Annotated in this window: 21 protein-coding genes; 15 read left to right on the forward strand and 6 right to left on the reverse strand. The window is 38.7% G+C overall.

The genetic code is table 11. From position 1 onward, the window contains the following. Nucleotides 1-2 precede the first annotated feature (2 nt). Complete coding sequence (locus ACLBWE_RS05640) at nucleotides 3-1466, reverse strand: CYTH and CHAD domain-containing protein (RefSeq protein ID WP_198495347.1); 1464 nt, start codon at nucleotides 1464-1466, stop codon at nucleotides 3-5. Between the two features lie 165 nt (nucleotides 1467-1631). On the opposite strand from ACLBWE_RS05640, the gene ACLBWE_RS05645 reads away from it, so the two are divergent. The 6 genes from ACLBWE_RS05645 (at nucleotide 1632) to rapA (ending at nucleotide 8603) form a co-directional block, all read left to right on the forward strand. After that, nucleotides 1632-2015: a DUF962 domain-containing protein gene (locus ACLBWE_RS05645; RefSeq protein WP_017390055.1), complete on the forward strand. Its 384-nt coding sequence runs from the start codon at nucleotides 1632-1634 to the stop codon at nucleotides 2013-2015. Nucleotides 2016-2131: 116 nt separating this feature from the next. After that, on the forward strand, nucleotides 2132-2743 hold the full coding sequence (gene thiE, locus ACLBWE_RS05650; RefSeq protein WP_447601648.1) for a thiamine phosphate synthase: 612 nt from the start codon (nucleotides 2132-2134) through the stop codon (nucleotides 2741-2743). A gap of 42 nt (nucleotides 2744-2785) precedes the next feature. Continuing rightward, nucleotides 2786-4084, forward strand: coding sequence for a glutamate-1-semialdehyde 2,1-aminomutase (gene hemL / locus ACLBWE_RS05655; RefSeq protein WP_004643606.1), 1299 nt, complete (start codon nucleotides 2786-2788; stop codon nucleotides 4082-4084). A gap of 61 nt (nucleotides 4085-4145) precedes the next feature. Further along, nucleotides 4146-4850 (forward strand): acyl carrier protein, encoded by a 705-nt coding sequence (locus ACLBWE_RS05660; RefSeq protein WP_447601650.1) that lies wholly within the window; start codon nucleotides 4146-4148, stop codon nucleotides 4848-4850. Between the two features lie 132 nt (nucleotides 4851-4982). Next, complete coding sequence (locus tag ACLBWE_RS05665; RefSeq protein ID WP_003650418.1) at nucleotides 4983-5621, forward strand: RluA family pseudouridine synthase; 639 nt, start codon at nucleotides 4983-4985, stop codon at nucleotides 5619-5621. 144 nt (nucleotides 5622-5765) lie between these two features. Beyond that, nucleotides 5766-8603 carry an RNA polymerase-associated protein RapA gene (rapA, locus tag ACLBWE_RS05670; protein WP_005038988.1) on the forward strand — a complete coding sequence of 946 codons (2838 nt, stop codon included), beginning with the start codon at nucleotides 5766-5768 and terminating at the stop codon, nucleotides 8601-8603. 56 nt (nucleotides 8604-8659) lie between these two features. Here the strand turns inward: rapA and ACLBWE_RS05675 are convergent, their stop codons facing one another. Together ACLBWE_RS05675 and fabR are read right to left on the reverse strand one after the other, a co-directional pair. Beyond that, nucleotides 8660-9676, reverse strand: coding sequence for an AI-2E family transporter (locus ACLBWE_RS05675; RefSeq protein ID WP_447601653.1), 1017 nt, complete (start codon nucleotides 9674-9676; stop codon nucleotides 8660-8662). 166 nt (nucleotides 9677-9842) lie between these two features. Next, nucleotides 9843-10538: an HTH-type transcriptional repressor FabR gene (gene fabR / locus ACLBWE_RS05680; RefSeq protein ID WP_003650423.1), complete on the reverse strand. Its 696-nt coding sequence runs from the start codon at nucleotides 10536-10538 to the stop codon at nucleotides 9843-9845. Between the two features lie 140 nt (nucleotides 10539-10678). Between fabR and ACLBWE_RS05685 the strand changes: the two genes are divergently transcribed. Together ACLBWE_RS05685 and ACLBWE_RS05690 are read left to right on the forward strand one after the other, a co-directional pair. Then, nucleotides 10679-11746: a ferredoxin reductase gene (locus ACLBWE_RS05685; RefSeq protein WP_209734127.1), complete on the forward strand. Its 1068-nt coding sequence runs from the start codon at nucleotides 10679-10681 to the stop codon at nucleotides 11744-11746. 12 nt (nucleotides 11747-11758) lie between these two features. Continuing rightward, nucleotides 11759-12853 (forward strand): fatty acid desaturase family protein, encoded by a 1095-nt coding sequence (locus tag ACLBWE_RS05690; RefSeq protein ID WP_447601656.1) that lies wholly within the window; start codon nucleotides 11759-11761, stop codon nucleotides 12851-12853. Between the two features lie 35 nt (nucleotides 12854-12888). Here the strand turns inward: ACLBWE_RS05690 and ACLBWE_RS05695 are convergent, their stop codons facing one another. After that, a complete protein-coding gene (locus tag ACLBWE_RS05695; RefSeq protein WP_017391887.1) occupies nucleotides 12889-13353 on the reverse strand; it encodes a hotdog fold domain-containing protein in 465 nt (154 codons plus the stop codon). Nucleotides 13354-13472: 119 nt separating this feature from the next. Between ACLBWE_RS05695 and ACLBWE_RS05700 the strand changes: the two genes are divergently transcribed. Beyond that, a complete protein-coding gene (locus tag ACLBWE_RS05700; RefSeq protein WP_017391888.1) occupies nucleotides 13473-14096 on the forward strand; it encodes a TetR/AcrR family transcriptional regulator in 624 nt (207 codons plus the stop codon). Nucleotides 14097-14156: 60 nt separating this feature from the next. On the opposite strand, the gene ACLBWE_RS05705 is transcribed toward ACLBWE_RS05700, so the two are convergent. After that, nucleotides 14157-14858, reverse strand: coding sequence for an SIMPL domain-containing protein (locus tag ACLBWE_RS05705; protein ID WP_017391889.1), 702 nt, complete (start codon nucleotides 14856-14858; stop codon nucleotides 14157-14159). Between the two features lie 466 nt (nucleotides 14859-15324). Between ACLBWE_RS05705 and ACLBWE_RS05710 the strand changes: the two genes are divergently transcribed. The 3 genes from ACLBWE_RS05710 (at nucleotide 15325) to ACLBWE_RS05720 (ending at nucleotide 19951) form a co-directional block, all read left to right on the forward strand. Beyond that, entirely contained in the window at nucleotides 15325-16698 is a 1374-nt protein-coding gene (locus tag ACLBWE_RS05710) for a diaminobutyrate--2-oxoglutarate transaminase (RefSeq protein ID WP_017391890.1), read from the forward strand. 2 nt (nucleotides 16699-16700) lie between these two features. Continuing rightward, nucleotides 16701-18233 carry a pyridoxal phosphate-dependent decarboxylase family protein gene (locus ACLBWE_RS05715; RefSeq protein ID WP_447601660.1) on the forward strand — a complete coding sequence of 511 codons (1533 nt, stop codon included), beginning with the start codon at nucleotides 16701-16703 and terminating at the stop codon, nucleotides 18231-18233. 287 nt (nucleotides 18234-18520) lie between these two features. Continuing rightward, nucleotides 18521-19951, forward strand: a complete 1431-nt coding sequence (locus ACLBWE_RS05720) for an aldehyde dehydrogenase family protein (RefSeq protein ID WP_447601662.1) — start codon at nucleotides 18521-18523, stop codon at nucleotides 19949-19951. Nucleotides 19952-20021: 70 nt separating this feature from the next. On the opposite strand, the gene ACLBWE_RS05725 is transcribed toward ACLBWE_RS05720, so the two are convergent. Beyond that, on the reverse strand, nucleotides 20022-20507 hold the full coding sequence (locus ACLBWE_RS05725; RefSeq protein ID WP_017387914.1) for an Lrp/AsnC family transcriptional regulator: 486 nt from the start codon (nucleotides 20505-20507) through the stop codon (nucleotides 20022-20024). 134 nt (nucleotides 20508-20641) lie between these two features. Between ACLBWE_RS05725 and ACLBWE_RS05730 the strand changes: the two genes are divergently transcribed. The 3 genes from ACLBWE_RS05730 (at nucleotide 20642) to ACLBWE_RS05740 (ending at nucleotide 25391) form a co-directional block, all read left to right on the forward strand. Continuing rightward, a complete protein-coding gene (locus tag ACLBWE_RS05730; RefSeq protein WP_005045955.1) occupies nucleotides 20642-22363 on the forward strand; it encodes an alpha-keto acid decarboxylase family protein in 1722 nt (573 codons plus the stop codon). A gap of 141 nt (nucleotides 22364-22504) precedes the next feature. Continuing rightward, nucleotides 22505-23884 (forward strand): amino acid permease, encoded by a 1380-nt coding sequence (locus ACLBWE_RS05735; protein ID WP_004643586.1) that lies wholly within the window; start codon nucleotides 22505-22507, stop codon nucleotides 23882-23884. A gap of 475 nt (nucleotides 23885-24359) precedes the next feature. Then, on the forward strand, nucleotides 24360-25391 hold the full coding sequence (locus tag ACLBWE_RS05740) for a substrate-binding domain-containing protein (protein ID WP_045125810.1): 1032 nt from the start codon (nucleotides 24360-24362) through the stop codon (nucleotides 25389-25391). Nucleotides 25392-25447 lie beyond the last annotated feature (56 nt).

The raw sequence follows: 25447 nt of genomic DNA on the forward strand, positions 1-25447 counted from the left end.
AATTACCAGAACGTTTCAGCCTGACTAAAAGTTTGTAAAGCTTTGGCGGACCGCTTTTGTAAGTGAGGCTGTTTGGCTTTTACCCATCCTAGTGCAAACCAGAAAGACGAGTCATTTTCTACAGCTTTATTGAAAATACCTTCAGCAATAAACAAATCGTTATATTGACCTAAAGTATTTTGTACAGGTTGTAGCTGTTTTAAATATTGCTGTACTTTTTGGTCAGAATAAAGACTTGAAATAAACTCAACACAATAACGTAACTGCTTAGCTGTCTTGCGTATTTTATGCTGCTGGGTGACTTCAAGCTCAGAGAAATGTTCAGCATTGCTGATCACTTTATGATGTAGCTTATCTAAACTCTTTTTAATATGTTTTTTTAACCCACCTCTTTTGTTCTTTGAATCTTCTTCTGAATACGCAAATGCTAATAAATCGAGTAATAGTTTAATCGTGTCCGAAGATGTAAAGAGTATTGAGAGCTCTTTTAATGGCTGTGCCGAAACGGGTAGTAAAAGCTCAGGTGAGCCATGTTGCTTAATGATTGGTAACACCTCGGTGCGAATAGCATCTTCATCACGAGTGTCTCCAAGCTGGCGGAAAAGCTCAGCAATTTGTTCTTCCCAAAGAGGATTTACCTCGTTTGACCAGCTAGAAAAATGTTTAAGTGCGCTACGTAAACGGCGCAAACTTACACGTGCCTGATGAATATGTTCAGCTTCGGCAATGCCATCGGCAATTGCAGCCATATTTGGTAAAAATTGTCCTAAACAGTTTTCTACAATCTTTTTGAGGGCCTGTTCAGCAGTAATATCTTTATTTAATGTTAGCGCTTTGGCATGAACAGCGGGTGAAGCCGCTTGCCCCAGCGCTAATAAATTACCACGCTCGGCTTTACTTCTTACATCGAGCCAAAGGGTATAACGATTAATCCATTGCTGTGCAAACTGAATAAGTGTTTTAACTGCGCCTTGTTTAAGTTCAAATTCAACTTCGCAAATTATGCTTTGAGCAGTTGCAGTTTTTACGACACCGTCATCAAGGCAAACTTCAATCGCTGTATTGTCTGCTTCAAACACATGATAAGTACGCTGTACATCCGTTTCAAATTGCAAACTTAATTTTTTAGCTTCTTTGCCTAGGGCTGTATTAAGTAAATCAGTCACTACTTTATTGTCTTGATATAACTCAAGGTTTAAATCAGGTTCTTGGACACATTTGCCTAAAAAAACTTCTTCTTCAACGCGGTGTAAATGGCTTTGACCAGCAGCTTTAAAGGTTTGGACCCAAAGATCATTTTCTTTACGCAAACGTAGCGCCATGCCATTTTTTGCGAGTAATCGATCGGGGGTGTCGTAATATTTTGCCTGTAGATGAATCTGCTGTGCTTTATGCTTTTTTAAGTATTGTTGAACAGATTTTTTCTTCGATTCAGGTAACTGAAACTTAAGCTCAACTTCAACCATAATGTATCTCCCTGAATCAGTTATTTAAACTATCTTGAATGAGTATAATAGCTTAGTACTAAAAGTAATGGTTTTGATAGAGAAAGTTACAATCAAACATATGACGCTATGCTTTTATTTCGGTGTACAATCAGGTGACGTTTTGATCAAATAAAAATCAGGAAGATGATCGTGAATGCACCCATAAACTTTAATCATGAAGCTCAGCCAGAGTTTGAATTGCCGATTAAAAACTATCAGGAATTTTATCGTTTTTACTTAACTGAACACCGTAATATTATGAGCAGACGCTTACATGTGGTGGGTAGCAGTATTGGCATATACTTTTTTTCAAAAGCCATTCGTAAAAAACAAGCCAAATATGTACTCTATGGTTTGGTAGCGGGTTACGCAAACGCTTGGGTTGGACATTTTGTATTTGAAAAAAATAAACCTGCGAGTTTTAAGCAACCTTTTTATAGCTTTATTTCTGATTGGCGAATGTTATCTGATGTTGCACGTGGTCGTTTGAGTTTGACTGATCGCAAACACGATAAGATCCCGAGTTAATTTTTTATTTCTATTTTTAATAGACCGATTGGTACTGGTAAGCCTACATCAATCGGTACTTATGGTGACGTATAAATCCGTTATACTAGCGAAGTTTTTTAAAGCAAGAGTAGAGTATGCGCGGTTTATATCTGATTACCAATGATGACCCAATCCAATTATTATTAGAAAAACTAGATGTCGCGCTCGCAACTAAACAGGTCGCAATTTTACAGTACCGCCGTAAAAAAATAGAAAAAGCCAACCAACCTGCTGAAGTTGAGCAAATCAAACTATTGTGTGAAAAATACCAAGTTCCTTTTGTGATTAATGATGACCTAGAACTGGCTGCTCAGTTTGGTTTAGGTGTGCATTTAGGGCAAAGTGACGGTGAAATTACCGATGCCAAATCTCAGTTACCACAAAATGTCATCATTGGTCGTACTTGCTTGAACTCTCTAGAGCTTGCCCAAAAGGCGATTGCAGATGGTGCAACTTATATTGCATTTGGTGCTGTCTATGCGACCTCTACAAAACCTGAAGCAGGTAATGTGGGTATTGAAGTGATTAAGCATGCAGCAGCTCAATATGATCTACCGATTTGTGCTATTGGCGGCTTAACTGTTGAAAACTCAAAACCTGTGATTGAGGCTGGGGCTGACCTGTGTGCAGTCATTAGTGATATATTAGGCCGATCAACTGCTGAAATTCCTGCCCGTGTACAGGCGTGGGCACAATTATTTTCTTAAGCTTTCAAAATTATTTTTTAGATATTTAAGACGAGCATTTCCATGAGTTTATCTCCAAAGCAAGAACAGTTATTTAAACAAGCCAGCAAACACATTCCAGGTGGTGTGAACTCTCCGGTACGTGCCTTTAATGGCGTTGGAGGAACACCTGTTTTCATCGAGAAAGCCAAAGGTGCTTATTTATGGGATGTGGATGGTAAGCGTTATGTTGACTATGTTGGTTCTTGGGGACCAATGATTTTGGGCCATGCTCATCCAGAAATTATTAAGGCAGTTCAAACAGCCGCAGAAGATGGTTTAAGTTTTGGTGCGCCGACCGTACACGAAACAACGTTGGCAGATATTATCTGTGAAATCATGCCATCAATTGAATTGGTACGTATGACGAACTCTGGTACAGAAGCGACCATGACCGCTATTCGTTTAGCGCGTGGTTATACTGGCCGTGACAAAATTGTGAAGTTTGAAGGTTGCTACCATGGACACTCTGACTCGCTGTTAGTAAAAGCAGGTTCGGGCTTACTCACTTTAGGTGAAGGTGAACCGACTTCAAAAGGTGTTCCAGTTGACTTTGCTAAACACACTTTAACGCTGCCTTACAACGATATTGCCGCATTAAAAGAGTGCTTTGCCAAGTTCGGTCATGAGATTGCGGGTGTAATCATTGAACCTGTCGCAGGTAACATGAATATGGTGAAACCAATTGACGGTTTCTTACAAGCCATTCGTGATGTGTGTGATGAATATAAATCTGTCTTTATTATTGATGAAGTCATGACAGGTTTCCGTGTTGCATTAGGTGGCGCTCAATCAGTTTATAACGTTAAGCCAGACTTAACGACCTTAGGTAAAATTATTGGTGCTGGCTTACCGGTAGGTGCATTTGGCGGTAAACGCGAAATCATGGAATGTATCGCACCTTTAGGTGGCGTATACCAAGCAGGTACTTTATCTGGGAATCCACTCGCTATGCGTGCTGGTATTGAGATGTTCAAACATTTACGTCAACCAGACTTTTACAGCAACTTATCAGCTCAACTTGAAAAGTTACTTGCAGGTTTACAAGCAGCAGCTGATGAAGCGGGTATTCCATTTAAAACTCAGCAAGCTGGTGCAATGTTCGGTCTTTACTTTACCGATCAAGAAGACATTACAAGTTTCGACTCTATGCTGGCATGTGATATTGAAGCTTTCAAAAAGTTCTTCCATGGCATGCTAAAGCGTGGGGTAAACTTGGCACCGTCAGCATTTGAAGCAGGCTTTATTTCATCTGCTCATTCTGATGAAGATATCGAATATACGATTCAGGCTGCAAAAGAAACATTCGCCGAAATGAAGTAAGCAAAAAGCCCGTTTAAAACGGGCTTTTTAATTTGGACCATTTTTATATTTGTAGAGAACGATGTTTTATCCATTACCTCGAAAAATCCAATTAGCAGCAAATACTTCAAATTGGTCAATTGAGTCTGCGCAAAGTATATTGCTATTAGTTGGGCTAAATGAGCTTAAAGTTTTACCGGATTGGGCAGGGCAGCCATTAGCTGATCATTTAGAATTTCTAAGTAAAAGAGCACAGGCGCTCGAAATTCCAGTTATTTTTATTGAGACATCTCAGCTGCAGCAAACCATGTTGCAGCTTGGTCAGCGGCTGTCATCAAATACTAAAGCCCAAGTTGTGATGGCTGGGCATTTGTCACCTTTATTTAAACAAGTCATGCAGCTCGTTTTGTCCATTACAGATTATGTAGCTATTGTAAATGATGCAATCTTGGCGGCTAATCTAGAGCAGCATATCCAATGGGTTGAAAAGATCAGTTTTGACCATATAAAACATTTAAATACACAGAGCTTAATGCGCTTATGGTCTTTAAGTACACCGTCTGAATATATTCTGTCGGATAAAGGAATTTTATTGGCCATTGCTGAACAGGTTGGGCGACATCCTATGGAAGTTCACCCTGAAATTGATCTAAGAAACTACGGATTAAATCAATCTGCTGTGAATTATCTAGTCGATCTATGGCGTGCGAACGGTGCAAGCCTGAGCGCTGAAGAGGTGATGCAAGCACCTACCTTGCAACATATTATGCAGTTATTGAAGCATTGACTCACCATAGACCCAACGTGCGCCATAATATTTGCAAATTATGCTGTTAATTTACCCGAACGGCATTGTAATTCGGACGTAAGCTTTTTATTATTGCCCGCTTGTTTTTCATCTTACCTTGGGAATACAACTTTGAGTGATTTTCTAAGTGAACATCTGATCTATCGTGATGATGATTTTATGGTGATTCATAAACCTTCGGACATCTTGAGTGTTCCGGGTAAGGGTGATTTACATGATAGCGTTCTGACAAGGTTGGTTGCGATTGAGCCTAAAACTTTGCTCATTCACCGTCTAGATCGAGACACTTCAGGTATTTTGGTATTTGGTTTATCCAAACGTGGTCAAAGTGCGATTGCACGCCAATTCCAAGACCGTCAAACTTCAAAAATATATGAAGCACTAGTTGCTGGTCATTTAGAGGGTGAGGGGACTGTAGATATTCCCGTTATCTATGATCCAAGTCGACCACCTTTACATATTGTCGATGCTTCTCACAATAAGCCTGCTTTAACCCATTGGCAGGTTCTAGAAAATTTTCAGATTCAGGGACAACCTGTAACGCGTGTGAAATTAACACCAATTACGGGTCGATCCCATCAACTCCGTGTACACATGCAATATCTTGGGCATCCAATTGTAGGTGACACGCTGTATGCAACACCGGAGCAGCAACTTGTTCCGCGTTTGTGTTTGCATGCCAAACAGTTAAGTTTTAATCATCCTGTCACAGCAGAAACATTAACTTTTGACTGTCCTGTACCGTTTTAATGTAAAAATTTTAATGCGTGATTTTTTGTAGCAAAGTCATTTAATTGGTTTTTGCTTCAAAATTTTGCTTTAAAGACTACATAAAAAGATGCAAAAATAAGCTAATTTGCATCGTACAATATGTAGTGCGAACTTGAGAGAAAGGTGGAAAAATTGCAGCAGTATGCTATTGGTCAACGTTGGCTATCAGACACAGAGACTGAGCTCGGTTTAGGTGTACTTATTGATGTAGATGAAAGATCTGTCAGCATTTTATTCCCCAAAAGTGATGAGACACGTGTATATGCACGTAATAACGCTCCACTATCTCGTATCATCTTTAATACAAATGATGAAGTTCAAGATCAAGAAGGCAAGAAGTGGATTGTTGAATCTGTTGAAGACCGACATGGCGTTTTGCGTTACAACGTTGTTCGTACATTAGAAAATGGTGAACAAGATCGTAAAGCGCTGAATGAAACACGTATCGGTGCGCAAATTCAGTTGTCGAAACCTCTAGATCGTTTGCTTGCAAGTCAGGTTGATTATAAAGAGTGGTATGACCTGCGTATTGAAGCGATGCTTATGCAAGCACAAATGCAAAATAGCCCTCTACGTGGCATGGTTGGAGCGCGTGTTGGTTTAATTCCACATCAGCTTTATATCGCACACGAAGTTGGTAAACGTTTTGCACCTCGTGTTTTACTTGCCGATGAAGTGGGCTTGGGTAAAACAATTGAAGCTGGCTTAATTATCCACCAACAGCTTAAAACCGGTCGCTCAGAACGAATTCTTATTTTAGTCCCTGATTCTCTACAGTATCAGTGGATGATTGAAATGCGCCGTCGTTTTAACTTGCAATTCTCTCTGTTTGATTTAACACGTACCGCATCTATTAAAGAACATGACCCAGAACTTAATCCGTTCTTGACTGAGCAATGCATTATTGCCAGCGTTGACTTAATGGTTGACCATGATGATTTGCGCGAGCAAGCCATCGAAGCTGGGTTTGATTTGCTCGTGGTCGATGAAGCACATCATTTGATGTGGAGCGAAGAAGAAGGCGGTAATGATCGCTACGATTTAATTGAAGAGCTCGCTGAAAATACGGCTGGGGTATTGTTGCTTACTGCAACACCTGAACAGCTTGGTGTGGAAAGTCATTTCGCACGTTTACGTTTACTTGATCCGCAGCGTTTTAGCAGTTTAGAGCGCTTCTTAGATGAAGAAACTCAGTACCAGCAGACTGCAAAAATTGCTGAAGTGCTGATGTCTGATCAACCTTTAGCTCCTGAGCATTTATCTGCTTTAGAGGGCTTGTTAGGGCATAGTATTGAAGACCAGCCGGACCAACGTTTTAGAGCAATTCACGAATTATTAGACCGTCACGGTACTGGACGTATTTTATTCCGTAATACGCGTGAAGCAATTCAAGGTTTCCCAGGGCGTGATTGTCAGCCAGCACCATTACCAGCACCAGAAGATTGGTCAAAAGATGGAAAACTGCGTGAGCAGATGTGGCCTGAAGAAGCACACCTTGATGGTTCATGGATGCAAAATGACCCACGTGTGTTATGGGTAATGGAAGTTCTGCGCAAAGATCTCAAGCATAAAAAAGTGCTTTTAATTGCGCGTAGTGGGCCAGTTGTTGAAGCTTTAGAAAATGTGTTGCGTTTGCATGCAGGCATCCGTACTGCCATGTTCCATGAAGGCATGAGCTTACTTGAACGTGACCAAGCGGCAGCTTATTTTGCTGAAGAAAGCTATGGTGCACAAATTCTACTGTGTTCGGAAATTGGCTCTGAAGGCCGTAATTTTCAATTTGCCAGTGATCTAATTTTATTTGATCTACCAGCTAACCCTGATGTTTTAGAGCAACGTATCGGGCGTCTAGACCGTATTGGTCAAGAAAACCGAATCCAGATTCATGTGCCATATCTTGTGGGAACAGCTCAAGAACGTATGTTCCGTTGGTACAATGAAGCACTTAATATTTTCAGCAATATTTCGCCAACAGCACAAACGCTGCAAGAGAATTTTATTGTTGAATTAAAAGACTGTTTGCTTGCAGACCAAGGTCAAACATTTGAAGATTTGCTTGAAGAAGTGAATGTTCAACGTCAAGCTTTAGAAGCTGAACTTCAAGCAGGCCGAGATCGTTTACTTGAATATAACTCATGTCGTCCAATCGTGGCGCAAGAGATTGTTCAGGCCTTAGAAGATTATGATGACAACACAACACTCCCAATGTTTGTGAAGCGTTTCATGTCATCAACTAATATCGACTTTGATGAGCAAAGTAACGGTACTGTGATTATTCGTCCAACAGACCAGATGCAAGTGCAAGGTTTGGCGTTAGACGAAGAGGGCATGACGGCAACTTTCTATCGCGATCAGGCCCAGCTTCGTGAAGATGCCCAATATTTAACTTTAGAGCATCCATTCATTGAAAGTGTAATGGAAATGATCCGTACACAATCATTTGGTAGTACCAATGTTGCTGTACTCAAATCTAATGCGTTAAAGCAGGGTTCAGTATTAATTGAAGTGTGGTTTAAAGTTGATGTGGTTGCACCTAAGGCGTTGAATCTACCATCGAGCTTACCTAAGCAATTAATTCGTGTGCTATTAAGTGAAAATGGTCAAGATTTGTCTGAGAAAATTGATCCGACTATCTTAAAACCATATTTACACCATTTAGATGGCAATAGCTGTCGTCAGGTGGTTAAAGCTCGCCGTGATATCATTGAGGAACGTTATAAACAAGCGTTAGATATCGCGAAAGTTGATTTGCCACAGCTTCAGCAGCAAGCAAAAGAACACTATGGTAATAAATGGCAATATGAAATTGACCGTTTAACTTATCTAAAACAGTTCAACCCAAGTATTCGTCAAGATGAAATTGAACGCTTACAAAAGTTGCAAAAAGAAGGCTTGAGCTTGCTTGATGGATTAACTGTTACACCAGAAGCAATTCAAGTATTAGTTGTGGTTAAGCCATAATTAATTCTAAATAAAAAAGCGCCTAGAGGGCGCTTTTTTTATAGATCGATTTTGAATTAGATGAGACCAGCATCTTTTAGTTCTAATTTTAAATATGCATAAAAAATTGGAGCCGCGATTAAACCGCCTAAGCCAAAAATTGACTCAAATACTAGCATTGCTAATAAAATCTCCCATGCATTTGCATTGATTTTATGGCCAATAATTTTAGCGTTAACAAAATATTCAAGTTTATGAACCAGAACGAGATAAAGTAATGCTGCTCCTGCTAGTCCGAGTGAAACAGTAAGAGCGGCAATGAACGTTAATGTGTTGGAAATAAGATTACCTAAAATTGGAATCAGTCCAAACATGAAGGTCAAAATAGTGAGAGTTTTGGCAAAAGGAAGGTGGACTCCCCAAAGCGGTAGTAAAATAAACGCAAATAAAATAAAGAGCAGGGTATTAATTGCTGAAATTTTTATTTGTGCAAAAACAACATTTTTAAATGAAATTGATAATTTTTGAATACGTTGAATCAGAAGAGATTTAAAAACAGGCTGCGGCCTACGGTGGTGAAAACCATGTATAGCGACCAAAATACCAATAATGAGGCCCATAACCATAGTCACGAAGTTATGCAAAATATCGGAACTGGTATTTTTTAATATGGTCACGTTATCTTTCATAAACGCAAAGATTTCGTCTTTTAGTTCTGTCACGCTATCGGGAATATAGCCCGGAAGATATTTGCTAATTTCAGCTTGTAAATGTAGTAGGGTTTGATCGACTTTGCTGTTGATATTATGGATGCCTACACCTTTTAAATCATGAACTACAAAGCTAATCAAACTCGTAATGAAAAAACCAATAAGTGAAATAGTGACAATACTTAATAAAATACTAATAAAAATACGGGCTCTTTGACCATCAATATAACGTTCTACAACCGAGCTTAAGCTAATAATAATTTCATAAATAAGAAAGCCTGCAAAAAAACTTGCTAATAGGTGTAATGGGATAACCGAAAGCAAAAAGATGCCCATAAGAATGTAGCTTGCAATCAGACTTTGACGATTATTCAAATTTTGCATGTTGATCCCTGAGATCGTTGGGAATATAGGAGAAAGAGCAAATGGAATAATTATTTATACTCTCGCAAGCTATTCGCTTCAATCGATGAATTATATTTTTATTGGAAAATAGAGGAGTTAGATGTAAAAATGGCCTGTTCATCAACAAGCCATTCTTTAGATAATTTTAACGAATTTTTGCTTCATCCAAATGACGTGCACCCTCTAAAATCATTCGAATCATGATCATGGTTTGCTCAGCAAGTTCTGACCTTTGCTCAATAGGAAGGTCAATCGCTTTTGCCCCCATGTGAAACACAAGTTGAGTAATTGCTTTTGCAACAAGTTCAGGGTGGTAGAGGTGATTGTTATTTAAGCGCTCCAGCCGAATTAAATCTTCTTGTAGCTCTTGTTGAAAGAAGTTTAATTGACGTTCAACTGCGGCTTTATAAGAGGCAGATCCTGTAAAGCCTTCACGTAGTAATAAACTTAAGTTACCCTCATCAGCATCGAGCTGCTGAAGAAAAATATCGACAGAACTACGAATAATACTTTCTTGTAAGGATGCGCGTAGGCGAGCGTGGCGAATAATTTTACGTAAGACAATACCAGCACGGTCAATTAAAGAAATCGCTAACTCATCAATATCTTTAAAATGTCGATAGAAACTGTTTGGCGCAATACCAGCTTCTCTTGCTACTTCACGTAAACTTAATGAAGCAATACTCTTTTGTGGGCCAATCAGATTTAGAGCAGCCTGAAAAAGTTCTTCTTTAGTAATTGTCGCTTTTCTTCCCACAGAACGCGTAGCTGTTTTAATTTCAATGACATCTTGTTGTCGAGGCGTGTCATTCAGGTTCTGAGAAAGTGAAGATTGGGTCATGCTGTTCAATATATTTGTAAACTGTCAGGATTATAGCCTTAGAAGCTGAACTTGTGAAATTGTAATTAAAAGTACAGGTGTATATACAAATATATATACATGTGTATAATAATTAAAAAAGAGCGACAGAGCCTCCAGCTATGCAAGTAATCGAAAAGAGAAATTCTCTATTCAATTCATTGACACAAGCCATCTTTGATAGAGATACGGCTAACTTCTGGCTACAAAAAGTTAATCCTTTATGGTCTGTAAAACATGGGCTTGTTCAAATTGTAAAAAAAGAATTTGTCGCTCATGACATGGTGAGTCTTACACTAAAATGTAACCGTTTAGTGAAAATAGGTGTTGCTGGTCAGCATCATCCTGTCATTGTTGAAATTGCTGGTCGTCGTTATGAACGTACGTATAGCTTGACGCAAATTGACGAACAACATTTACGTTTAACGATTAAAAAAGTGGCTGATGGTATCGTCAGTAACTGGTTTATGACTGAAAGCCAAATTGGCGATGTTTTTGAGCTTGGTCAACCTTATGGCGACATGCAACAAAATATCAATACGCCAAAATTAATTATGCTGGCTGCGGGTAGTGGTATTACCCCAATGTTGAGCTTAATCACTGCAATTAAACAGAGTCAGCAGTTAGAGAAAGTTCAAGTACAACTTTTATATTGGGTAAAGCAACGCTCAGATGCAGCTTTTATTGAATATTTTGAACAAGTTGCACAGCAATTTCCAAATTTTAGTTATCAGATTTTTTATACACAAGAAACACCAAATGATGAGCGTTTAAATGCAGAGCATTTGGCATTAGTAGACGATTTAGAAAACAGCACCGTATATGCTTGTGGGCCTTCAGGTTTTGTTTCGACAGTGGAACAACTTTTTGAAAAAGCGCCCGCTGTATTAACAGAAGCTTTTAGCTTAACTCAAGATAGTACGGCTGAAGTTGGTTATGTAAATGTCACATTAACCCAGTCTAATAAGGTCATTGCAATTCCAAAAGGCCAATCAATTTTGGTCAGTCTTGAACATGAAGGCCTTAAGCCAACACATGGCTGCCGTATGGGAATTTGTAATAAGTGTGTTTGTAGCAAAGCTCAAGGTTTTACTCGTAACTTACTCAATGGTAGTGAAAATACAGAGCCAAGCCAATTACTCAAAATTTGTGTGAACTCAGCACAATCCGATCTAGTTATTGATCTTTAAGAGAGAACTTTTATGAATATGCCAGTGAAAGTCGAATATTTTAAAAATCCTAAAAATCGAGATTTGACGCCTGCAGAACTTGACGCATTTGCAAAAGAGCTCGATCAGATCAAACAAGAAGTATTGGATGATTTAGGTGAGAAAGATGCTAAATATATCCGCCGTGTCTATGCTGCAATTCGTTACAGTAGCTTTTTAGGCCGAGCATGTTTGTTTGCAGGTTGGTTCCCACCAGCATGGGTTTTAGGAACAGGTCTGTTAGGCTTTTCTAAAATTATGGAAAACATGGAACTTGGTCATAACGTTATGCATGGCCAATACGACTGGATGAACGATCCTAAATTTAATGGTCAAACTTACGAATGGGATACCGTTGGTACTTCTGATAACTGGCGTCAAACTCATAACTATAAACATCACACTTATACCAACATTAAAGGTATAGATGATGACATTGGTTATGGTTTGCTTCGCTTATTCCCAGAGCAACGTTGGAAACCAGGTTTCTTGCTTCAACCGGTTTATAGCATTCCATTTTGCTTATTGTTCCAATGGGGCGTAGCCATTCAGAACCTTGAAATTGGACGTGTCCTTTATAAACGCAAGAGCATGGCAAAATTTTTAGAAGAGTTAAAACCTGTTAATAAAAAGATTGGTACTCAGCTCTTCAAAGATTACGTTTTTTTCCCATTAATTGCAGGCCCAGCAGCTTTACCTGTATTTACGGGAAATCTGGTTGCGAATGGCCTTCGTAATATTTGGACATTTACGATTATTTTCTGTGGTCACTTTACTAAAGATGCAGAAGTATTTCCAAAGTCCGTTTTACAGGACGAAAGCCGCGGCCATTGGTATATGCGCCAGATTCGTGGTTCTTCAAACTTAAAAGGTTCAGAAGCACTACATATCTTAAGTGGACATTTGAGCCATCAAATTGAGCATCATTTATATCCTGATGTTCCGGCACGCCGTTATCGCCAAATGGCTCCAAAAGTTGAAGCTGTATGTAAAAAATATGGTCTGAACTATAACAGCGCAAGTTTGACCAAACAGTTTGGTCAGGTGGTTGGCCGTATCTTGAAATATGCCTTACCATTTAAAAAATAAATAAAAAAAGCCCTGATCAGTTCAGGGCTTTTTTATTACTTCTTTTTAGAAATCCACATGGTAATCGTAGCTTGGAAGACTTTCTCTTTCTGAGAATCAAAGACTTCTACATTCACTAAATATTCTCCAGCTTTATCCCAGTCATAATTTTTTTCTACAGGCGTTGCAACTGCAATTAAGTCTGTTTCTGCCTTTTTTAAATATTCGACAGTCATACCTTTGGGAATCCAGCGATGTGTGGAAGGCACCGTAACTTCTGTCATTGTGCCACCTGCAAGTTCAGCCATATTACACATCGCAATCGCATGAACTGTTCCAATATGGTTGAGAACAGAACGCTTTTTCTTAATCGCTATTTCACAATAATTAGGTTTTAACTCGATAAAGAGCGGTGAAATACTGCCGAAATAAGGTGCTTTTAAACATAGCATGCGTGAGAAAGTCCATTTTCCTTTAGGAAAAGCAGACACTTTGTTCCAAAGTTCTAAAGTAGTTGCCATGGTTTAAAGCTCCATATTAATAAAAAACAGAATTTTGTTCTGTTAAAGAATATAATTCTGTTTACAAAAGCGAGTCAAGTCATTCAGAATATCTCCGATAACTGGTTAGGGAACAAACGATGCAATCTGCACAAGAGTTATTAGAACGGTTATATCCAAGCAGAAGGGCTGCTTTAAAAAGACAAATTTTATTAGATGCCTTGTCTTGTTTCTTGGAAAATGGAATTGAAACCACAAGCATTGAAATGATTCGTTCGAAATCTGACAGCAGTGTAGGGGCTATTTATCACCACTTTAAAAATAAAGAAGGGATTGTTGCGACTCTATTCTTTGCAGCTTTAGATGACCAAGCGGCAAGAAGAGATGACTATTTGGAAGGCACAGAATCCCTTCAAGAGGTTTTATATGCTTTTATTCATAGTTACATTGATTGGGTAAGTGAACAGCCAGAGTTTGCTAAATTTTTAATATCTGCTCGTTTTAGTGTGATGCAAGGTGAAGACCAAGAACGTCTTGTTCAGAAAAATAAATTAAGAAATCAAAAGATCTTTAATGAAATTTCAAATTATGCAGATTCTGAGTTTTTAAAATCTATACCTCATGAGCTATTACTCTCATTAGTGATTGGATCTACAGAAAATTACTGCCGTGCATGGTTATCACAACGTGTTCCTTCCAACCCTAAAGTTTATAAAGATATTTTGGCGAAAGCTGCTTGGGATTCTTTGCAAAATTTGAGTTGAATATCTTGATCAGTAATAAAAAAAGCCGCATATTTCATGCGGCTTTTTTAGATCAAGAAATTATTTAAATTGAATTGAACCGTTTGCATTTACAGTAATTTTAGACTCACCCGCTGCCATGTCTTGAGCTGGTGCAGCTTCGGCCATAGCAAACTTAGCCATGCTTGCACGCATTACAGGTTGCGGGAAATAGTTGTTAGTATTTAAGTTTAAGTTAACGAGCGTGTATTGGCTTTTATTCCATGCTTGAGTCAACATTTGAGCACGTTGTTGAAAGTTTTTAGACGCTTCGACCATCAAATCATTTTCAACTTTTTTACGTTGTTCATCTGAAACCGTAAAATTAATGGATTGAGTTTGGAAGCTTTGCTGCAATTCATTGATTAACTGGCTTGCTGCTTTAAAGTCTTTACTTTCAAGACGAATTTCAGCGCGGCCACGCCATTCTTTTAGCTTATTACTATCGTTATCGTAAATTGGGTAAGTGCTTTGAGCACCAGTTTCCACTTTTACTTGCGGATATTTACGAGAAACGGCAAGTGCCTGATTCATCAATTGATTAATTTGATTTGAAAGCTCGGCTGGTTGTTTGTTACTTTTTTCAATATATAAAGTTGCATGCATTTCATCATTAGAAACTTGACGAGAAGCTTCAGCTTGTACATTTACAATATTATAGTTCAGAGCATTATCATCCTGAGCAAAAACCAAAGGGCTAAGGAGGGAACCTAAAAGAAGGGTTGAGACAGCTAAAGTACGCATAAATTTTTCCTTTAAAAATTAATATGAATTTAATTTTTTTCATTAAGAAATGTTAAACATAACTTGTGCATAACTTTTGCAGATTTTGTGGCGTATTTGTAATATTCAGATCAGGTTTTTTAAATTTTGGTAAATATAAATTCTTCTAAAAATAACCACTTAAAATTAAAGTGTTTCAATGTAACTTAAAAAATCAAAGTAATATAAAAAAAGAATATTTTCTTTAGGTTGTCACATAGTATGATGATAATTCATCTTAACTATTGGGATGATACATTTTTTCAATAAGATTAGATGAGTAAAGTACATAAAAGACGTTTTTTTTCTTGTAAAATTAGGTATCATCGCGCTCCTAGTTACAAGATATAAAATAAGTGTCTTTACTAGTTCTATAAAGCACCGAGTCAAAGGACCCATCGTCACCAGACTTATTTCTTTCTACCCCTATCAGAGATGGTAATCCGATATGAGCGTTACTTCCGTTAACCCTGCCACTAATGCTACTAACGAATATTATTTGACTCGCCAAAGTCAAATGGAATCAAATGTTCGTAGCTATCCACGTAAATTACCGTTAGCGATAGCGAAAGCACAAGGATGCTGGGTTACTGATGTTGAAGGTACACAGTACCTTGATTGTTTAGCTGGGGCAGGTACATTGGCTTTAGGTCATAATCATCCTGCGGTGATTCAAAGTATTCAAGATACATTGGCAAGTGGTTTGCCATTGCATACTTTAGACTTAACCACACCTTTAAAAGATGCATTCACTGAAGCATTGTTAGCATATTTACCTGGTGGTAAAGAAGAATATTGCTTGCAGTTCTGTGGTCCTGCTGGTGCAGACGCAACTGAAGCAGCAATTAAACTTGCTAAGACTTACACTGGCCGTAGTTCAGTGATCAGTTTCTCTGGCGGTTATCATGGTATGACCCATGGTGCACTCGCTATGACTGGTAATTTAAGTGCAAAAAATGCAGTTAACGGTTTAATGCCAGGCGTACAATTCATGCCATATCCGCATGAATACCGCTGCCCACTTGGTTTAGGTGGTGAAGCTGGTGTTGACGCTTTAACTTACTACTTCGAAAACTTTATTGAAGATGTTGAAAGCGGTGTAACAAAACCGGCTGCTGTTATTCTTGAAGCGATTCAAGGTGAAGGCGGCGTAGTTACAGCTCCAGTAAAATGGTTGCAAAAAATCCGTGAAGTGACTGAAAAGCACAACATCGTTTTGATTTTAGACGAAGTTCAAGCTGGCTTTGCACGTTCAGGCAAAATGTTTGCATTTGAACATGCAGGTATTGAACCTGATGTTGTTGTAATGTCTAAAGCAGTAGGTGGTGGTTTACCACTTGCAGTATTAGGTATTAAACGTAAATTTGATGCTTGGCAGCCTGCAGGTCACACGGGTACTTTCCGTGGTAACCAACTTGCTATGGGTACAGGCCTTGTCGTATTAAAAACGATTACTGAACAAAATCTTGCTCAAAATGCGCAAGAACGTGGTGACTATCTACAAGCTGAATTTAAAAAATTAGCTCAAGAATTCCCATGTATCGGTAACGTACGTGGTCGCGGTTTAATGATCGGTGTTGAGATTGTTGACGAGCGTAAACAAGCTGACCGTATTGGTTCGCTTCCTGCGGATTCACAATTAGCTGCTGCAATTCAAACTGCTTGTTTCAACAATAAACTATTGCTTGAAAAAGGTGGTCGTAACGGTACAGTAATTCGTTTACTTTGCCCGCTTATCATCACTCAAGAAGAGTGTGTTGAGGTAATTGCTCGCTTTAAGAAAGCAATTGCAGAAGCATTGGTTGCAGTACGAGGCGCATAAGTATGGTGGATTTTGCAGAACATCGTAAAGCGTTACTCTGCAATGATGCACAATCCATTGCTGACTATGAGTCAGCAATGGGCGAAGCGGTAAAAGCCGTTTCAGCATGGTTGCAAAACGAAAAAATGTACACAGGCGGTAGCATTAAAGAATTGCGTTCAGCAATTTCTTTCCAACCTTCAAAAGAAGGTATGGGTGTACAAGAATCACTTCAACGTATGATTGAGCTTTTCTTAAATAAAAGCTTAAAAGTACATCATCCGCATTCATTAGCACATTTACACTGTCCAACGATGGTAATGAGCCAGATTGCGGAAGTACTTATCAATGCAACTAACCAGTCTATGGACTCATGGGATCAAAGCCCAGCCGGTTCATTAATGGAAGTTCAGCTCATTGATTGGTTACGCCAAAAAGTAGGTTATGGTTCTGGTCAGGCGGGTGTTTTCACCTCTGGCGGTACTCAATCTAACTTAATGGGTGTATTGCTTGCTCGTGACTGGTGCATTTCGAAAAACTGGAAAGACGAAAACGGTAATCCGTGGTCTGTACAGCGCGATGGTATTCCAGCTGATGCAATGAAAAACGTCAAAGTCATTTGTTCTGAAAATGCGCATTTCTCTGTGCAAAAGAACATGGCAATGATGGGCATGGGCTTCCAGTCAGTTGTTACTGTTCCTGTGAATGAAAATGCACAGATGGATGTAGATGCGCTTGAAAAAACGATGGCGCATTTGCAATCAGGAGGCAAAGTAGTTGCTTGTGTCGTTGCGACAGCAGGTACAACTGATGCTGGTGCAATTGATCCATTGAAGAAAATCCGTGAAATTACCAATAAATATGGTTCATGGATGCATATCGATGCGGCATGGGGCGGTGCACTAATTCTGTCAAATGACTATCGTGCAATGCTTGATGGTATTGAGTTATCTGACTCGATTACCCTCGACTTTCATAAGCATTACTTCCAAAGCATTAGCTGTGGCGCGTTCTTGTTAAAAGACGAAGCGAACTATCGCTTTATGCACTACGAAGCTGAATATTTGAACTCTGCTTATGACGAAGAACATGGTGTACCAAACCTTGTTTCTAAGTCATTACAAACGACTCGTCGTTTTGATGCATTGAAATTGTGGATGACAATCGAATCACTTGGTGAAGATCTATATGGTTCAATGATTGACCATGGTGTAAAACTTACTCGTGAAGTTGCAGATTACATCAAGGCAACTGAAGGCTTACAGCTTTTAGTTGAACCACAATTTGCTTCGGTATTGTTCCGTGTTGTACCACAAGGCTATCCAGCTGAGTTGATCGATAGCTTAAACCAAAACGTAGCAGATGAATTGTTTGCTCGTGGTGAAGCAAATATCGGTGTAACAAAAGTTGGTAATGTACAGTCATTGAAAATGACAACATTAAGCCCGGTTGTAACATTCGAAAACGTTAAAAACCTTTTAGGTCAAGTATTGGCTGAAGCTGACCGCATTAAAGATGCGATTGCTTCTGGTAACTATGTACCACCAATCGACTAATTGAGTTGATAACAAAAAAAGCCCGGTTTATTGCCGGGCTTTTTTATTACATATTATTTTTATTAAAATTGTGTATCAGAAGAGTTATATATGCACAAACCATGCATATTTTCAAAAAACAAAAATAATTATGCATGATTTATGGGGAGCAAATTTCTTATTGTATTGGTATGTTCCCGATATTTTGGTCGCATTGATATATCTATATCGTACTTACTTTAAATAATCCTGCTTTAACTGAAAATAAAGTAAGTGGCTGTAATTACAATTAAGACAAGGAAGAAGAAATGCAACAAGCAAATATGCTCAATGAATTTAAGCTCATTATTGGCGGTCAACTTTGTTCAGGTGAGCAAGGTGAACTAGAAATTATTAACCCTGCTACTGGCTTAACGGCTGCACATTGTGCAAAAGCATCGGTTGAGCAAGTGAATCAAGCAGTGAGTGCGGCTAAACAGGCATCTAAAGCATGGCAAATGGTGTCGCACGATGAACGTAAATCAATTTTAAACAAGATAGCTGACAGTATTGAGAAGCACGCTGAAATGCTCGCAGAGCTGGTTGTGCTTGAACAGGGTAAGCCATTGGCACTCGCGCAAATGGAAGTGCAGGGCGCAATTGGTTGGACTCGTTATGCAGCTGCTATGGATTTACCTGTTGAAATTATCGAAGACAGTGAAGCCAAGCGTATTGAACGTCATCGTCAACCATTAGGTGTAGTGGCTTCAATTACCCCTTGGAACTGGCCACTCATGATTGCGGTCTGGCATATCATGCCTGCATTACGTGCCGGTAACGTTGTCATTAGCAAACCTTCTGAATACACACCACTATCAACTTTGCGTTTATGTGAAATCATTCAGCAAGAAGTTCCGGCTGGTGTTATTTCAATTGTGGTGGGTGCTGGCGAGATTGGCGAAGCATTATCTTCCCATCCAGATGTACAAAAAGTTGTGTTTACGGGTTCAACTCGAACTGGACAACACATCATGACGGGGGCAGCTCAACAACTAAAACATTTAACTTTAGAGCTGGGTGGTAATGATGCGGGTATTGTATTACCTGATGCAAATATAGATGAAATTGCAGCTAAGATTTTCAATACTGCATTTTTAAATGCGGGTCAAACGTGCGCCGCGTTAAAACGTTTATATGTGCATGAAAGTCAATACGATGCTTTGTCGCAAAAGTTAGCTGACATTGCCAATGCCCAAGTTGTGGGCGATGGAATGGAGTCTTCTACAACGTTTGGTCCAGTACAAAACCAAATGCAATATAACAAGGTGAAAGCTCTTATTGCAGAAGCAATTGAACAAGGTGCAAAAGCACTTTCTGGTCAACAGCAATTACCAGAGCAGGGCTACTTTATTGCGCCTACTATTTTGACTGAAGTTTCTGAATCTTGCCGTGTGGTCCAAGAAGAGCAATTTGGTCCAGTGTTACCTATCTTAAAATATACAGATATCAACGATGCGATTGCCCGTGCCAATGATAGTGAATTTGGTTTAGGTGGATCAATTTGGTCTTCTGACATTAAAGCTGCTCAGTTTTACGCTACTCAGCTTCAATGTGGTACGGTTTGGGTCAATACACATGCAGAGGTTCTTCCTCATGCACCTTTTGGTGGCTGGAAAATGTCAGGCTTAGGTGCTGAGTTCGGTTTGGAAGGCTTGCTTGAAAACACGATTGGTCAAACACTACATATTAGTAAAGTTTAAATATTAATTTTAAGGCGGATGATAGATCCGCCTTTTTATTGTAAATTATTTTATTAAAAGCCTAACTTGCTTAAGTCGTGTGATGGTAGCCGTGACTTTTAGGTTTGATCAAAAAATGATTCTGTTCTTTGATTTTTTTGAGAACAATGTAAGACTTTATGTGGCCAATAAAATTATAAGAAAGCAATCTTTCCGTCACAAATTGAGAAAGCTGTTCTAAATTCTCTGCAACTACTTTTAAAATAAAATCAGCATCGCCACTAATTGAAAATGCATCCTGAATGTTGTCTTCAGCTTCAATTAACTCTTGAAAAGCCTGCTGCGATTTTGCCTCGTGTGTTCTTAAATTAATATGAATCATCGCTGTGACTTCCAGTCCTAGCGCTTGTTGCTGGATGCGGGCAGTGTAGCCTAAAATTATGCCTTTTTGCTCAAGTAGCTGTCTTCTTCTAGAACATTGGGACGCAGATAAACCGATTAAATCTCCAACTTCCTGATTGGTGAGCCGTCCATTCTTTTGTAATGCCTGAATGATTTGCCAGTCGAACTTATCCATTGCATAAAATCCTTTTATGATACACAAATCATGTATTTTTATTAAAATGCGTTTTCATTATGCACGAAATCTAAAAGGTAGATGAAATATTATTTTTCTATGGAATAAAAATTGGTCTCAAAGGATATAGAGCAATGTTCATAGAAATCGGTGACTTTTTAAATCTTCGTCTAAAACAAATGGGTATCCAGCATCTCTTTGGTGTACCTGGTGATTTTAACCTCTCATATCTCGAACAAGTTGAAGCAGATCCAGAACTCGAATTTATTGGAAATTGTAATGAATTAAATGCTGCCTATGCAGCAGATGGTTATGCACGAATTAACGGTTTTTCTGCCCTGGCAACCACATATGGTGTAGGTGACTTAAGTGCCATTAATGGCATTGCAGGTGCATATGCAGAAAATGTACCTCTTATCCATATTTCTGGTATTCCGCCTTTACATGCAGTGCAAAAAGGTACTTTGATTCACCATACGTTGGTTGATGGTAACTACGACAATATTATGAACTGCATGAAAGAGTTCACAGTTGCCCAAACTCGTTTAACTCCAGCAAATGCAGCCTTTGAAATTGATCGTGTATTACGTCAGTGTTTTCTTGATCGCCGCCCTGTACACATTCAATTACCTGGAGATATTACTCACGTTAAAATTGAAGTGTCTGAGCGTCCGCTCGACCTAAGTTATCCAGCTGTTGAACCTGAATTATTGCAAACTGTGGTGAGCAAACTCTGTGACATTATTGCGAATGCTCAAAGCCCAGCGCTTCTTATTGATAATGAAGCTTCAGTTTTTGGTGTAACTTCACTTTTAAATGATTTATCTCAAAAATGCTCAATTCCATTTGCCGGTATGAATACTGCAAAAAATATTATGGATGAGGGTTCACCGCGTTACATCGGTACTTATGTGGGTGGGGCAAGCCAGCCACATGTTAAAAATATCATTGAACAATCTGACTGCCTAATTGGTATTGGCGCACGTTTTACCGACGTAGGTTCGGCTGTATTTACTCATCAAATTGCGACTAAGAACTATATCGAAATTAAATCTTATGGTCTGAATATTTTTGGCCAAGATTTTCCAGGCATTGAGATTGGACAATTACTTGTTGAGTTAAATAAAAAAGTTGCACCACGTAAAGCAACTAAACCTGTTCTTGAAAAACAACCTCAAAAAGCCTTTGAAGCCCCAGCACAACAAAAGCTAAGCCAAGATGTACTTTGGAACTATATTGCAGGTTTCTTAAAAGAAGATGATGTGATTATTGGAGAGGTGGGAACTTCAAACTCAGCTTTGTCTGGTTTAAAACTTCCTGCTACAGCTAAATATATTGCTCAGCCACTTTGGGGTTCAATCGGTTATACCTTACCGGCTTTACTTGGTAGTTTGCTGGCTGCTCCTGAACGCCGTCAAATTCTATTTATTGGTGATGGCTCATTCCAGCTTACGGTACAAGAGCTCTCTACAATTATTCGCCATGGTTTAAAACCAATCATTTTCTTGCTGAACAATGGCGGTTACACCATTGAGCGATTAATCATGGGCGAAAACGCTGCCTATAACGATGTACAAAATTGGAAATATACTGAAATTCCAGCTGTATTTAACGGTAAAAAAGGCCATACCACCTATGTGGTTGAAACTGCCGGACAGCTTAAGAGTGTTTTAGACAATGTTCATCAGAATGATCAATTAACGTTTATTGAATTAAAACTACCAGCAATGGATGCGCCGGTGAGTTTGAAAAAATTTGCTTCTGTGATTGCTCGTTTTGACTACGGTGATCGCGGTTACGAAATTTTAAAGGAGCGTTCCCAGCCTATTAAATGTAAGGATGCAAGCTCGTTTTAAATAGAAGACAGGACAAGTCTTCTCAAAAATTAAATGGACTCATATTAAAGCAAACTTATGTCCGAAGGTCGGTTTCTGACCTTCGGATATGGTGCTGAATAAAGGTGTACAGGAAGTGACACCAACATTGGAGATAATGTTATGGATGCAAACAATAAGCACGAGTTAAAACAAGGCTTATCCAATCGGCATATTCAACTCATCGCACTCGGAGGGGCGATCGGAACAGGGTTATTCTTAGGTCTTTCTCAAACAATTAAACTGGCAGGTCCTTCAATTTTATTGGGATATGCAATTGCCGGAATTATCGCTTTCTTAATTATGCGTCATTTAGGTGAAATGGTTGTTGAAGAGCCAGTAAGCGGTTCATTCAGTTATTTTGCAAACAAGTACTGGGGCAAAATGGCTGGTTTTATGTCTGGCTGGAACTATTGGGTGTTGTATGTACTGGTAAGCATGGCTGAACTCAGTGCAATTGGCACCTTCATTCAGTTTTGGTGGCCTGAAATTCCCACTTGGCTGACTGCTTTATTTTTCTTTATTTTAATTAATGGCATTAACTTGGTAAATGTCCGCTTTTTTGGGGAATCCGAATTCTTATTTTCCTGCATTAAGATTGTTGCAATTTTAAGCATGATTGGTTTTGGTACCTATCTCTTATTTACAGGTTCTGCTGGTCCGCAAGCAGGTATTGCAAATTTATGGCAACACGGTGGTTTCTTCCCGCACGGAATTCACGGTTTTGTCATGGCTTTGGCCGTCATTATGTTTGCATTTGGTGGCTTAGAATTAATTGGTATTGCTGCGGCTGAAACTAAAAAACCTGAAACGACTATTCCAAAAGCAGTGAACCAGATTGTTTACCGTATTTTAATTTTCTATATTGGTGCGATTGGAATCTTACTGTGCCTTTACCCTTGGAATATGGTTGCAGAAGGCGGTAGCCCATTTGTAATGATTTTCCAATCATTAAATAGTAATGGCGTTGCGAACGTTTTAAACTTTGTGGTCTTGATTGCTGCCATTTCGGTTTATAACAGCTGTATTTATTGTAATAGCCGTATGTTGCATGGTTTAGCAGAGCAGGGTAATGCCCCAGCTATCTTGAAGAAAGTAAACAGTCGAGGCATTCCAGTTCCAGCAGCAGTAGTATCTGCATCGATTACAGCAATATGTGTGGTCGTAAATTACCTAATTCCAGGTCAAGCTTTTCAGCTCTTTATGATGCTGGTTGTGGCTGCACTTGTCATTAACTGGCTTATGATTTCAGTGACTCATTTGAAATTCACTAAAGCAATGAAATTACAAAAACGTCAAACCAAATTCCAAAGCATTCTTAGCCCATGGAGTAATTATTTAACCATTAGCTTTGTATGCTTTATTCTTATTATTATGGCAATGACACCAGATATGAGACTAGCCGTTATTTTAGGCCCAATCTGGTTGGCTGTTTTAGCACTTACGTATTTCTTAAAATATCGTAAAAAAATGGTTGCGATGCCAGAAGTACAATCGAGTTGATCGTTTAAATTGACAATGATATTGCGGTTACCTGACTTAGAGTAGGTAACCCTTTATCTTTTGTCATATTATTTTAATGTTACAAAGAAATTATTATTTTTAGAAATATTTTAATAAAAACTTCCTTAATCAAAAATATTTTAATCATTAAACTAGAGATAACTAAATTATCGTTTTTTAATACATTTATAACATCTTTGTTTTTTATATTTTATAAATACAAAAATCTTATATTTTTAACGAGTGTAATAATACAGACTAATATACAAGGTAAAATACCTACTAGGATTGAATTAAATATTTGATAATAGATAAAAAATAATAATGTGACAATTAACAATATCGAAATCATTAAAGCGTCATCATACTGTAACTTAATTGTCATATTTTCTATTCACAATGCAGCTATCGAAGAGCGTACAAGCACTCAACAAAAAGTGACGTACAACCTATTGCATTAATGAGAGAGAACAGAATGCGCTTAAATCCACGTCAAATCGCAATTGCGTTAGCAGTAACTGGGGCAGCTGTAACAACGACTGCAAATGCAGCTCGTGATACGATTCAAATTGCTGGTTCTTCAACTGTATTACCATTTGCCAGCGTTGTAGCTGAAGAGTTTGGTAATACTTTCCCTCAATTTAAAACTCCTGTAGTTGGTTCTGGCGGTTCTTCTGCTGGTTTGAAACAATTCTGTCAAGGTGTTGGCGATAACACAATCGACGTTGCAAATGCTTCTCGTAAAATTAAAAGCACTGAAATCGAAGCTTGTAACAAAGCTGGTGTAAAACAAATTCAAGAAATCAAAATTGGTTATGACGGTATTGTATTCGCGTCTAACTCAAACAAAGCAGCTTATAAATTAAAACCTTACCATGTGTTTGCTGCTTTAGCTGCACAGTTACCTTCAAAAGGTAAATTGGTTCCAAACCCATATACAAACTGGAACCAGATTGATAAATCTCTTCCAAATGAACCAATTACACTTGTAATTCCTGCATCTAACCACGGTACTCGTGAAGTTTTCCAAGAGAAAATGGTTGAAGCTGGCTGTGAATCTTATGAATACTTCAAGAATCTAGATAAAGATGCTCAGAAGAAAGCATGTTCTACTTTCCGTAAAGATGGTCGTGTAATTGAAATTGCTGGTGACTACACAGAAACATTGGCTCGCTTAAAGACTTCTCCAAGTGCAGTAGGCGTGTTTGGTTTAAGTTTCTATGATATGAACCGTGACAAGTTACGCGTAGCAACAGTAAACAATGTTCTTCCATCTGAGAAAACAGTTTTGAATGGTACATACCCTGTATCTCGCCCATTGTTCTTCTACGTGAAAGGCGAACATTTAAAATCAGTTAAAGGCTTACCGCAATATGTAGAATATTTCGTAAGCAAAAAAGCAACAGGTAAAGGTTCTAAAGCTGAGCGTGATGGCTTAATCGCAATGTCTGATGCTGAACGTGCAAAAGTTTTGGCTGACTTTAAAGCAGGTAAAACTGTTAAATAAGTTAGTTTGAATGAGGGCTGGTGATCTTGAGAGTTCATCAGCCTTTTTGTCTAACT

The organism is Acinetobacter sp. M5A5_2a (assembly GCF_053345265.1).